Genomic DNA, 12,528 nt, shown 5'->3' with positions numbered 1-12,528 from the left:
TAATGTTGGATGTTTTTTTGTAATTTTGCAACCTATAGGATTATTTAAAATTATATAAAAATTATATGCCCAATCAGAAAATACTGTACATTACCACAGAGATGTACCCTTATCAAGAAGATACAAATTTAGGAACAGTGGTAAACAAAATGGCACTTAAAATGCACCAAGAAGGCAATGATGTAAGAGTTTTTATGCCAAGATTCGGACAGATAAGTGAAAGAAAATTTCAGCTTCACGAGGTAATCCGCCTTTCTGGGATGAATATTATCATTAACGATTTAGATCAGCCCCTGATTATTAAAGTAGCATCTCTTCCGGGAGAAAGATTGCAGGTTTATTTTATCGACAACGAAGAATATTTTAAAAGAAAACAATATTATTTTGATGATGAAGGCGCTGCCTTTCCTGATAACGATGAACGCGCAATTTTCTTTGCCAGAGGCGTTATAGAAACAATCAAAAAGCTTAATTGGGTACCGGACGTTATTCACCTTAACGGCTGGATGGCTTCTTTTATTCCGGTTTATTTAAAAACTTTTTATCAATCTGATACTTATTTTAAGGATGCAAAAATTGTTCTTTCATTATACAATGAGAAAGATGCTCCTTTGGATAAAAGTATTGTTGAAAAATTGCAGTTTGATAATATTTCGGGATTAGAGGCGTTAAATACTCCTAGTTTTCAAAGCTTTGTAATCGAAAGTATGAAATATGTGGATGAAGTGGTAAAAGGAGATGAGTTTTTAGAAGGCGATTTAGATAAAGCTTTCAATGAAACCTCCACTTCTAAATCTGAATATTTAGACATAGATTCTATCAGTAAACTATATTAAAAGAAATTTTGATGATTAACAATATGAAAAAAGCCTTCACTATACTTTCAATGGTGATTTTTGGAGGGATGTTGGTTTACAATTGCGAACCTGATCCGGATTCTTTGGGTGAGCAATTATTTTTAGATGGCGCTACAGAGGGCCATGAAGTTCCTTATGATGTTATCGCTTATAACATTGATAATAATGACAGTATCAGAAGTGATGCTTCAAAATTAGGTTTAGCGACTTTAGGAGCTTTTACCGAAAGTCAGTTTGGGATGCAAAAAGCAGCTTATTATACTCAGCTTAGACTTCCTGCTTATGATCCTGATTTTGGGGGAAGTGCTGAAGTTGATTCTGTAGTATTGGTCATTAAGCCTTTGTACGCTTCAGATTCACTTACGACTACGACAGATGAAAATTATATTTATCCGGATGGTTCTGTGCCTGCTAAAAAAATAATTAACAGATATCCTGCAACCAAATATGGAAGAACAAAATTAAATGGAGGTAATCTGACTGTAAATGTACAAGAGGTTACAGAATTTTTAAATGGATACACAGATATTGCTTATTCAAATAAGGCTTATCTAGCAAACCAACTATTAGGTTCTAAAGTTTTCAACGGATATGTAAATTCTGTTGCTATTACTAAAGATTCAGACAACAGTTCATTGTTTACATCTGATGTTGGCTTTAGAATTCCACTTGACCCTATTTTCTTTAAGACGAAGATTATTGATAAAAAAGGACAGCCTGAATTGAAAGATGTTTCCAATTTCATCAGATATTTCAGAGGTTTAAAAATTTCTGTAAATGATAGTGATGGATATCTGGTTCAGTTTTCACCTTCAACTGTGGAGTTGATCATGTATTATAAATCTCTTGATACCGGTGCAACTGCAAAAACTCAAAAGAAATATGCTTTCTCAGTTGGTAACGGAAACGTACATGTTGGAAACTATGTGTATGATAGAAGCGATTCTGCATTGGAGACAGCAAGCACTGGAAATCCTACTGGAGATACTAAACTTTTCGCACAGGCAATGGGAGGTAATTCTATAGGAATTAAATTTCCTGTGGCAACGATTGAAGCGCTTAAAACTTTGTATCAAAAAAATAAAGCAGCGATTATCAGTGCAAAAATAAGAATGTATACTGATAAGGATGCATGGAAGAGTCATCTTAAAAAACCTACAATTTTGACAATCGTTCAAAAAGATATTGATAGGAAAACAGATCCTTCTAATCCTAAAGAAACAACAAATTTCACAAATGATTTGTTAGCGCTTGTAACTACACCTAATTTTGCTTACATTAAAGCATATGATTTAGATAAAAATCCTGCTTATTACGATTTTACAGTAACACAATCTTTGAAAGATATTGTTGAATCACCTGAATCGGGAGTAGAATATTATAAGGATAAATATTTCAAAATAGATATGGGTAATTTCCTGCAATCTTCTACCGGAAGTACATTGGCAGGATACCAGTTTACTTCGAGAAATTTCTCTTTAGATAGAGCTGTTTTCATCGGATCAGATACTGGAAATTCTGATAAAATTCAATTACGAGTTACCTACGGTACAAAATAATAAATAAAAAAAACACTTTTATAGAAATATGTGTGGAATAGTTGGTTATACAGGCTTTCAGGATGCCTATGATATTGTTATTAATGGGCTGAGAAGATTAGAATATAGAGGTTACGACAGTGCCGGAATCGTTTTGGAAGGCGAAAATAATGCCTTTGACGTTGAAAAAACAAAAGGTAAAGTTGATGATCTAGTAAATATCTCAGGTCAGCTGAAAGGATTTGCAAAGGTAGGTATGGGTCACACGAGATGGGCAACACACGGTGTACCTAGTGACAGAAATTCCCATCCCCATTTATCTAACAGCGGAAAAATTGCCATCGTTCACAATGGTATTATCGAAAATTACGATACGATCAAAACGATGCTTACGGGTAAAGGTTTTTCTTTTAAATCTGAAACAGATACAGAAGTTTTGGTAAATCTGATCCAGTATTTTATGGATATTAATCCTGAGATAGATTTTCCTACAGCAGTAAGATATGCTTTGAATGAAGTATACGGTGCCTATGCGATTACTGTAATGCATGAAGATTATCCGGGAGTTTTGGTTGTTGGTAGATTAGGTTCTCCTTTAGCCATCGGAATTGGTGATAAAGAATATTTCATTGCATCGGATGCATCTCCATTTGTAGAATTTACCAAAGAAGCTATTTATTTGGAAGAAGGTCATATGGCGATTCTTTCCTTAGAAAACGGTGTAGATATCAGAACAATTACTGATAATTCTAAGATAATTCCTGAAATTCAGGAACTTAAATTAAATTTGGAGCAGATTGAAAAGGGTGGATATGAGCATTTTATGCTTAAAGAAATCTTCGAACAGCCAAAATCAATTCATGATACCATGAGAGGCAGACTTATTGTGGATGAAGGAATTATTAAAATGGCGGGAATCTGGGATCATCTTGAAAGATTTAAAAATGCCAACAGAATCATCATTATTGCCTGTGGTACTTCTTGGCACGCAGGTCTTATCGGTGAATATTTAATTGAGGAATTTGCAAGAGTGCCTGTAGAAGTAGAATATGCTTCAGAATTTAGATACAGAAACCCAATTATTACAGATAAAGACGTTGTTATTGCTATTTCTCAGTCAGGTGAAACTGCTGATACAATGGCAGCATTGAAACTGGCAAAAGAAAAAGGAGCGTTTATTTATGGAATTTGTAATGTAGTTGATTCGTCAATTGCTAGAATTACAGATGCCGGTTCTTATACCCATGCAGGACCTGAGATTGGTGTTGCATCCACAAAAGCGTTTACTGCTCAGCTTACGATTCTTTCGCTTATAGCGTTGAAATTAGGAAAGCATAACGGAAACTTAGGAAATGCAGAATTTATGAGCTTAATCGCTGAATTAAATGCCATTCCTAAGAAGATTGAAGAAGTCTTAGAAGCAACTCACGAGTTGACTCAAAGTATTGCTAAAGATTTCATAAACGCAACCAACTTCCTTTACCTGGGCAGAGGGTACAATTATCCGGCTGCACTAGAAGGAGCATTGAAGTTAAAAGAAATTTCTTACATCCATGCTGAAGGTTATCCTGCAGCAGAAATGAAGCACGGACCTATTGCGTTAATTGACGAAAACATGCCTATTGTTATTATAGCGCCTAAAAAAGGTCATTATGATAAGATTGTAAGCAATGTGCAGGAAATTAAAGCCAGAAAAGGAAAAGTAATTGCAATTGTGAATAAAGGAGATACGCAGGTAAAAGCAATGGCTGATTATGTGATTGAAATTCCTGAAACTTCAGAGTGTTTTTCACCCATAGTTGCTTCAGTTCCATTGCAGTTACTCGCTTATTACATAGCAGTTTACCGTGGTGCAAACGTTGATCAGCCGAGAAACCTTGCAAAATCTGTAACTGTAGAGTAAAAATACTTGCAAATAAAATAAATTTAGATTTTTTTCGTTATTCTAAAAAAAATCTTAAAAGTTTCTTAAAAAAATTATATATTTACGGCTTAATTATAAAAATTAACATGAAAAGGATATTTCTTTTATTATTGTCTGCGTCGGTAGCATCGGTATCTTGTTCAGGTGGTGGATCTTCTTCTGTTGGGAAGCCAGGAACAAAAGGGGAATTGATACCTAGAGAAAAAACAAAATCATTTGTTGCGGAAAGACCGTTTGGTATGGTTGCCATCCCAGGAGGATCTTTCGTTGCAGGTCAAGCTGATGTGGATTTCACAGACAGCCCTGAAAAAGCACCATTGAAAACAGTAACTGTATCGTCATTCTTTATGGATGAAGCAGAAACTACAAACGCAGAGTACAGAGTGTTTATTAATTATGTTAGAGACTCTATTGCAAGAACCATGCTAGCTGAAGCTGCCGGAGAAGGTGGTGAAGGTGGTGGTAAAGGTACAGGCATCGGAGACTATGCATACCTTGCAAAAAAAGAAGAAAATCTTACTGCATATCAGGAATATCTTGAAGGAGCAGGTGGAAGAGATGGTTTTGATGATACAAAAAAATTAGATTGGAAAATTCCATTGCATTGGAACACATCTAAATATCCAGATGTAGAATATGCTGAAGTTTTAGAATCTATGTATTTACCAGCTTCTTCTAGAGTAGGTAGCGAAAGATTACTTGACGTTAGTAAATTAAAATACAATTATAGATGGGGAGATATGGATGTAGCTCTTGCTGAAAACGAAAGAGGTGTTAATTACCTTAGAAGTGAAAGCATTGCAATCTATCCGGACACAACAGTTTGGGTTAAAGATTTCCACTTTACATATAATGAGCCATTGTTTGAACAATATTTCTGGCACAAAGCTTACAAAGATTATCCTGTAGTTGGGGTAACTTGGGACCAGGCTAGAGCATATTGTAATTTCAGATCAAAATTGAAATCTGACTACAATGAAAGCATGAAAAGAAAAAAACAAAGACCTTTACAGTTCCGTCTTCCAACTGAATTAGAGTGGGAGTACGCTGCAAGAGGAGGTAAGCAAAACGCTACTTATCCTTGGGGAGGTCCTTATTTAATGGATGATAGAGGTTGTTATCTTGCAAACTTCAAACCGAAAAGAGGCGATTATATGGAAGATGCTGTGAAAGGTACTTACATGTATGCTGCTCCGGTAAAGAAATTTAAGAAAAACGGATTTGGATTATTCGATATGTCAGGAAATGTTTCTGAATGGACAGAATCTGCTTACAACAATTCATCTTATGGTTTCTCTTCAACTTTAAATCCTTCTACTAAGGATAAAGAAGATGCTAAAAGATCTGTAAGAGGAGGTTCTTGGAAAGATGTTGGATATATGTTGATGACTGGAGCTAGAGATTTTGAAAGCAAAGACTCTGCAAGAAGTTATATCGGATTCAGAACTGTACAGGATATCCCTGAAGCAGCTGTTAAGGTAAAAAGAGTTACCAGATAAGAATCTTATCAATTAAATTATTTTCAGAAACAATTTTATTTAATATTAAAAAAACTAACTTATATGTTTAAGACTAAAGATGCTTGGATGAATTTCTTCTATTCATTCGGTGCTGCAATTGTAATTCTTGGAGCTTGGCTTAAAATTACTCACATTTCATTTGGCCCAATTAATGGTAACATTGCACTTACAGTGGGACTTGTTACAGAGGCAATTATCTTTATTATTTTCGCTTTCGACCCTCCAGCAGCTGAAGAGTCTTACCACTGGGAAAATGTTTATCCTGAATTATTAGATAAGCATGCAAACCCAAACCCATTACATTCAAATGTTTCTGCTAAAAATACAGCTGATCATTTTGCAGAATTAGAAAATTCTTTATCTGGTAAACTGGATAAGATGCTTCAGGATGCAAAATTAGATGTGCAGTTATTTGACAGATTAAGAACAGGAATCGATAAATTTTCAAGTTCTGTAGATCAAATCAACCAAACTGTTGATGTATCTGCTTCTACTCATAAATATAATGATCAGTTAAACAAAGCTGCTCAACACATGGAAAGCATGAACGCTCTATATGCTATGCAGTTAGAAAGCGGTCAGAGACAATCTGAATTTGCTAAAAAATATGTTGAAGATATGCAAAAGTCAGCTGCACATTCTGAGAAGTTTAATCTAGAATTACAAGGTTTAACATCAAACTTAAACAGCTTAAACAGAGTTTACGGAGGCATGTTAACAGCAATGAAGTCATAATCCCGAACCATTATTTAATTTAATTCAAAAAAACTAAAGAAGAAAGAATGGCAAAAGGAAAACAGACTCCACGTCAGAAGATGATCAACCTGATGTATTTGGTTTTCATCGCAATGATGGCGTTAAATATTGATGTTGAAATCATCAGATCATATTATGATTCTACCAGGGCTCTTAATGAAACCAGACATCTGACAGAAGATAAAAATCAGGATATTTTTGAAGTTACTTTGGCAGCGAAAGCTCAGCAGGTACCCGATACCTATGCTCAGCCTTGGGAACAATATAAGGTTTTGAAAGGTAAAATCGATGATTTGGTGTCTTCTGCAGAAGGTATTAAAGTTATTTTGAAGAAAAACTCAGAATTCTTTGATAAAGATCCTAAAACAGGAAAAGATATGGATGTTAGCGAGAATTTCTCAGCATTAAATAATAATGAAGCTACAACCGAATATTTTTTCAAAGAAGGTGACGAAAATTCTATCTCAAACAATGCTACTGAACTGAAAAAGAAAATGGAAGATGTAAGAAGTTACATCGTGAGCACTTTCGGAAATAATCCTCAGTTGTTGAAGTTAGTAGACAGAGCAAACAGATCTATCATTACAGATTATCCTCAGGGGAAATCTCCAAACGGTAAAACTTGGTTTCAGAATAAATTTTATCATCAGCCACTTATTGCTGCGATATCAAATCTTGAGATTATTCAGAATGATGCAAGAAACGTACAATCTGATGCATTAGCTTTAATGCTTCAGGAAAAAGTAGATGCAAGCATTAAGTTTAATCAGTATGAAGCGATTGTTTCTGCACCTACAGACGTTCAGTCTGGTAAAAAAGCTGAAGCAATTATTATGTTAGGGAATTATTCTAACAGCAATAAAATTAGCATCAGTGGTGTAAGCAGACAGGAAAATGGTAAAGGTTATCTTCCTTTAAATACCGGAGGGCTTGGAGAGAGAAAGATTGGTGGTACTATTACCTTAACGGATGCTACAGGAAAAGCAACGCAATATCCTTTTACGCATACCTATAATGTAATTGCTGGTCCTCAGCAAGTAAAATTAGAACAAGGTCTATTACTATCAGCTGATAAGATGAATGTAATGTATAGAGGTTTAGAAAACCCTGTTACCGGATCTATTTTAGGTGCAGATAATTCAAAATTGTCACTATCAGCTCCTGGAGCAGTAGTTAAAAATACTGGGAAAGGTAAATGGAATGTTATTCCTTCAACTGGTACTACGGTTAAATTAACATTATCTGGAACAGACCCAACAGGAAAATCTGTATCTCAAGTGTTTGAATATAGAATCAAAGGTGTTCCTAGGCCACAAGGGCAAATAAGAGGAAAAGCAGTTAATTTTATGCCAGTAGGTTCAATTCCTAATCAAATTGTAGCTGCGGCATTGCCTGATTTTGATTTCCCAGTTTCATTTACTGTTAATAGCTTTATTTTGAAACTTCCAGGAAGAGCAGGTACACTGATTCAAGGTAGTTCTTTATCTTCAGCTGAAGGTCTACTAAGAAATCTTAGACCTGGTGATGTAGTTCAGATTTATGATATTCAAGCAAAAGCTACAGGTCTGGGTAATCAAACATTAAAGGAGATTTCACCAGTTATTATCAATGTTCAATAAGTTAATTTGTAAATTCATATTATGAAAAAATATATTAGCAGTCTTTTAGTTTTAGTTACCGGATTTGCATTTTCCCAAACTATTCTAAATGCTTCTTCTCCGGAAGAGTTCAGACAAATGAGGTCTGAAAATATGAGAAAAGTGGGAGATACTGTTATTAGCAATAAAGTAAAGCCACTAGAGTACGGTTTTGTAGATGATAAAGACATCTTAAAAAGCATGATGGTATGGGAGATTATAGACATGAACGATAAAATTAATCAGCCATTCTATTATGATAATCCTAATGGTTTACTTTCAAAAAATACAAGATCTTTATATCAGATTTTGTTAGATGCAGCATTAGAAGGGAAAATTGAAGAAGTTTATGAAGATGAAAATTTCTCTACTAAATCTACTCCGGATGGTATTAGAAAAAAATTAGAGAGCGTAAGAGTTGATGATGAATTAATTGAAATTATCAATTCTGGAGTAACACCTACAGAAGAACAGAAGAAACAATACACAGATTTAATTAGAACTACAACAGATAAAGTTAAAGTTCTTAAGATTATGGGTATGTGGTTTGTTGATAAGAGAGATGGTCAGATGAAATACAGACCATTAGGTATTGCTGCTATGGGTCCAGATCCATCATCGATTGGTAGAATTGGTCCCGATGGTCAGCCTTTAGCTGGTGCTGATGAATTGGTGGATCTATTTTGGGTATACTATCCAAAAGCTAGAGAAATTTTGGCAAACAATTATGTTTTCAACAGAAAGAACTCATCTGCAGACTTATCTTACGACGACATAATCAATGCAAGAAGATTCTCATCAATTATCTATAAGTCATCAAATGGCCTAGGAGACGGTGTCATCAAAGATTATATTCCTAGAGATGCTGATGAGCAGTTAGAGGAAAGTGATAAAATCAAAGAACAAATTCTTCAAATGGAGAATGATATGTGGAATTACTAAGTTTCACTTGATAATTATAAAAAACCTGAGTACTTTTACTCAGGTTTTTTTATTATGAAAAATGTAGATTATATAATTGTGGGAGATGGGTACGCTGCTTTGTTTTTTGCCCATCAGCTTACAAAAAACAAAAAATCATTTGTGATATTTTCTGAAAGTCGTAAGAGCGCTTCACAGATTTCTGCCGGCATTATAAATCCTGTTGTCCTAAAAAAGTTTACCACATTCTGGCTCGCTCAGGAACAATTAGATTTTCTTAAAATTTCTCTTGGTGAAATAGAAAAATATACGGGGATAAATTATTTAATCGATGCATCCATCCACAGAATTTTTCATGATGAAAATGAACAGAAATTATGGCTCAAAAAGTCGCAGACTTCAGAACTTTCCAGTTTTTTAAGTGATAATTTTAAGCCCTTAGAAGATGTTAAAAATGATTTTAGTACAGGATTGGTAAAACAATCAGCAAGATTAAATGTTCATGGATTTTTTAATGATTTATTTGGGTTTCATGAAAGTAACGCTCAATTAATTAAAGAAAAATTTAATTATAATGAAGTTGATGCTCAAAACTCAATTTATCAGGATTTTCAATTTAAAAATATTATTTTTTGCGAAGGAATGGGTGTTAAAAATAACCCGTATTTCTCAGACATTCCTGTGATTCCTAATAAGGGACATCATATCAGAGTTAAACTTTCTCAACCGATTCTGGAAGATATTACCATTAAGAAGAAACATTTTCTATTTCCGTTGAATAATGGTCTTCATTTCTACGGCGGAACGTATGACAGAGAACAATTGCATGAGCATATTGACCAATCTGCGGTAGAGCAGCTGCAAAACGGTTTATCTGAATTTTACTTAAATGACTTTGATATTGAAGAAATACATTTTGGTTTTAGACCAACAGTAACAGACCGCCGACCGATTGTGGGAAGGCATTCTCAGCATTATAATTTATATGTTTTTAATGGTTTGGGCGCAAGAGGTATTTTGAATGGATGCTACTTTTCTAAAAATCTGTATGATTTTATAGAAAACGATATTCCTTTGCCCGGAGAGATTTCTTTAGAAAGATTTAAAAATTAAAAAGACGCTTTTAAAGCGTCTTTTTTTGTTATTGTGAAGCCATTTTAGTCTCGGCCTGACTTTTTTTTCCGTGAAATAGTACCATATCCATATCTTTTTTCAGCAAAGTAACTTCATTATTGGTCTCTGTGTAGAGATATTTGTTGTCTTCTGTAGAAAATCCGGATGTTGTATGATTTTTTTTAAGTTCATACGTCTTCCCATTCAAATGTACAGTTACAATATCTCTTGTATTGTTGGTGATAATCTCCATTTCATCTCCGTGGCGGTCAGAAATAGTTTCTTTGCTTACATCATCCTTAGATGCAGTCTCATTTTTGATAATTGCCACGTCAGGATCTTTAGCTGAATGTTTACATGCTGTAAATGTGAGGATTATAAAGAATCCAAAAACTATTTTTTTCATTTCGAATTGTGATTTTTGATGGTTCATTTAATATTGATGTGATTGGGTAAAATTACAATTATTTTTCTTTAAAATATGTTAATATTTGATAATTTAAATAATTTTGGGAAAGGATTTTGAATATTTTTTTAAGTAATATGTAATTTTTGTTTCTATCATTCGATTTCTTAAGTAAATCTCAGAAAGTTAAATTTTGTTAATGATGAATTGACTTTTAAAATCTAAACTTAACTTTGCCACTTCAAATGAAAAACTGTATTGTATATTTTTTGACTATCCTTTTTCTGCTTTTTGTAGTAGAAAGCAAACTTAATGTCAAAACTTTGCGCAGTGATTTCTCTGGTCATGTTTCTCACAATTATCCTAATAAGATTGATCATTCAAACGGAACTATCCAAAAGTTTTCTGCTCATCAAATAGCAGACGGCTCAGATAATTTTTCTTTTGAGCTTGCAGAAGATGATTTTCAGTTATCTGATACATTGCAGTCCATTGTCGTTTTTGCAAATGTATTCGGTTTGCTTTATTCATTTGGCTTGTTATTTAAAAAAAGATGTAAGCCCTCAGTTTCAGGATTGGTACAGCATTTCAGTTCTGTAAAAACATTCATTCTGATTCGTTCTATCAGAATTTAAAATTTCTTTTACCAAATTTTTAGTTTGTTCCGTCTTGGTACAAACTGTTTGCGTTGTGTTAATCTGCACGTATCAGCAAATATTCTCATTATTTAATTTCAACATTTAACGATTTATATACTCTAGATTATGATGAAAAGAGTTGTCTCAGGCATGGTCCTAAGCGCCGTTCTGTTACTGTTTAGCTGTAACGAAAAGAAAGAAGAAAAACAGGAAGATTCTGTGTATCCGGTAACGTCGCCCGTGAAGATGGATACGATTATTAACAAAGATTTTGTCGCTCAGATCCAGTCAGTGAAGAACATCGAGGTTCGTGCTCAGGAAAAAGGTTTCCTTGAGAAGATTTACGTAGACGAAGGTCAATATGTAAGAGCCGGGCAAACATTATTCAGAATTATGCCACAGATTTATCAGGCAGAATTACTCAAAGCAAGAGCTGAAGTTGAGCAGGCTTCTATCGAACTGAAAAATGCAAGTACTCTTGCCAGCAACAATATTGTTTCAAAAAATGAAAGATTAATGGCAAAAGCTAAATTAGATGCTGCTAATGCAGAAATGAAATTAGCGCAAATTCATCTTTCATTTACAGATATTAAAGCACCATTTTCAGGGATTATTGATAGAATTCCGTTGAAATTGGGAAGTCTGGTGGATGAAGGTGATCTTTTGACGACTCTTTCAGACAATACAAATATATACAGTTATTTCAATGTTTCTGAACCTGAATATTTAAATTATCAAACTCATGTTGCAGATCGCGGAAACCAAAGTGTAAGCTTAATGATGGCAAACGGCGAAATATTTAATCAACAAGGTGAAATTCAGACGATCGAAGGTCAGTTTGATAATGAAACCGGAAATATTGCTTTTAGAGCCAAATTTCCAAATCCTGAAAAGCTGTTAAGAAATGGTGAAACTGGAAAAGTTCGTATGACTTTACCGCTTAAAAATGCTTTAATCATCCCACAGAAAGCGACTTATGAAATTCAGGATCAGAAATATGTCTTCGTAATTGATAAAAACGGAGTTGCGAAATCTAAAAATATCAAAGTTTCTTATGAACTACCAGATATCTATGTAATTTCTTCAGGTATTTCTCCGGATGAAAAAATCTTGTTGGAAGGTGTTCAGAAAGTGAAAGACGATCAGAAAGTAAAAGTGAAATTCAAGGATCCGAAGAAAGTTCTTCAGAATTTAAAATTAAAAGCAGAATAGAAGAAT

11 protein-coding genes are annotated in these 12,528 nt (G+C 34.1%); 10 read left to right on the top strand and 1 reads right to left on the bottom strand.

Features of this window, described 5'->3' with window-relative positions:
- Window positions 1–65: 65 nt before the first annotated feature.
- The 8 genes from K0U91_RS02855 to K0U91_RS02820 all read left to right on the top strand — a co-directional run bounded on the left by K0U91_RS02855 (window position 66) and on the right by K0U91_RS02820 (window position 10,266).
- Window positions 66–836, top strand: a complete 771-nt coding sequence (locus K0U91_RS02855; protein ID WP_219970804.1) for a glycogen/starch synthase — start codon at window positions 66–68, stop codon at window positions 834–836.
- 23 nt (window positions 837–859) lie between these two features.
- Window positions 860–2,416, top strand: a complete 1,557-nt coding sequence (locus tag K0U91_RS02850; RefSeq protein WP_220180335.1) for a DUF4270 family protein — start codon at window positions 860–862, stop codon at window positions 2,414–2,416.
- A gap of 28 nt (window positions 2,417–2,444) precedes the next feature.
- Window positions 2,445–4,298 (top strand): glutamine--fructose-6-phosphate transaminase (isomerizing), encoded by a 1,854-nt coding sequence (gene glmS / locus K0U91_RS02845; RefSeq protein WP_219970806.1) that lies wholly within the window; start codon window positions 2,445–2,447, stop codon window positions 4,296–4,298.
- Window positions 4,299–4,405: 107 nt separating this feature from the next.
- Window positions 4,406–5,818 carry a T9SS ring complex lipoprotein PorK/GldK gene (gene porK / locus K0U91_RS02840; RefSeq protein ID WP_219970807.1) on the top strand — a complete coding sequence of 471 codons (1,413 nt, stop codon included), beginning with the start codon at window positions 4,406–4,408 and terminating at the stop codon, window positions 5,816–5,818.
- 63 nt (window positions 5,819–5,881) lie between these two features.
- Window positions 5,882–6,574 carry a type IX secretion system motor protein PorL/GldL gene (porL, locus tag K0U91_RS02835; protein WP_219970808.1) on the top strand — a complete coding sequence of 231 codons (693 nt, stop codon included), beginning with the start codon at window positions 5,882–5,884 and terminating at the stop codon, window positions 6,572–6,574.
- Window positions 6,575–6,621: 47 nt separating this feature from the next.
- Window positions 6,622–8,214: a type IX secretion system motor protein PorM/GldM gene (porM, locus tag K0U91_RS02830; protein WP_220180334.1), complete on the top strand. Its 1,593-nt coding sequence runs from the start codon at window positions 6,622–6,624 to the stop codon at window positions 8,212–8,214.
- Window positions 8,215–8,235: 21 nt separating this feature from the next.
- Window positions 8,236–9,174, top strand: a complete 939-nt coding sequence (porN, locus tag K0U91_RS02825; protein ID WP_220180333.1) for a type IX secretion system ring subunit PorN/GldN — start codon at window positions 8,236–8,238, stop codon at window positions 9,172–9,174.
- 54 nt (window positions 9,175–9,228) lie between these two features.
- Window positions 9,229–10,266 (top strand): NAD(P)/FAD-dependent oxidoreductase, encoded by a 1,038-nt coding sequence (locus K0U91_RS02820; RefSeq protein ID WP_220180332.1) that lies wholly within the window; start codon window positions 9,229–9,231, stop codon window positions 10,264–10,266.
- Between the two features lie 28 nt (window positions 10,267–10,294).
- Here K0U91_RS02820 and K0U91_RS02815 read toward each other — a convergent pair whose 3' ends face one another.
- Window positions 10,295–10,672 (bottom strand): hypothetical protein, encoded by a 378-nt coding sequence (locus tag K0U91_RS02815; RefSeq protein WP_220180331.1) that lies wholly within the window; start codon window positions 10,670–10,672, stop codon window positions 10,295–10,297.
- Window positions 10,673–10,917: 245 nt separating this feature from the next.
- Here K0U91_RS02815 and K0U91_RS02810 point away from each other — a divergent pair, with 245 nt between their 5' ends.
- Window positions 10,918–11,307 carry a hypothetical protein gene (locus tag K0U91_RS02810; protein WP_220180330.1) on the top strand — a complete coding sequence of 130 codons (390 nt, stop codon included), beginning with the start codon at window positions 10,918–10,920 and terminating at the stop codon, window positions 11,305–11,307.
- 132 nt (window positions 11,308–11,439) lie between these two features.
- Window positions 11,440–12,522, top strand: a complete 1,083-nt coding sequence (locus K0U91_RS02805) for an efflux RND transporter periplasmic adaptor subunit (protein WP_220180467.1) — start codon at window positions 11,440–11,442, stop codon at window positions 12,520–12,522.
- Window positions 12,523–12,528: the final 6 nt, after the last annotated feature.

The sequence above is a fragment of the Chryseobacterium sp. LJ668 genome (assembly GCF_019613955.1).
GTDB lineage: Bacteria > Bacteroidota > Bacteroidia > Flavobacteriales > Weeksellaceae > Chryseobacterium.
The sequence above is the reverse complement of the archived record's forward strand: the minus strand, read 5'-3'. Positions and strand labels throughout refer to the sequence as shown.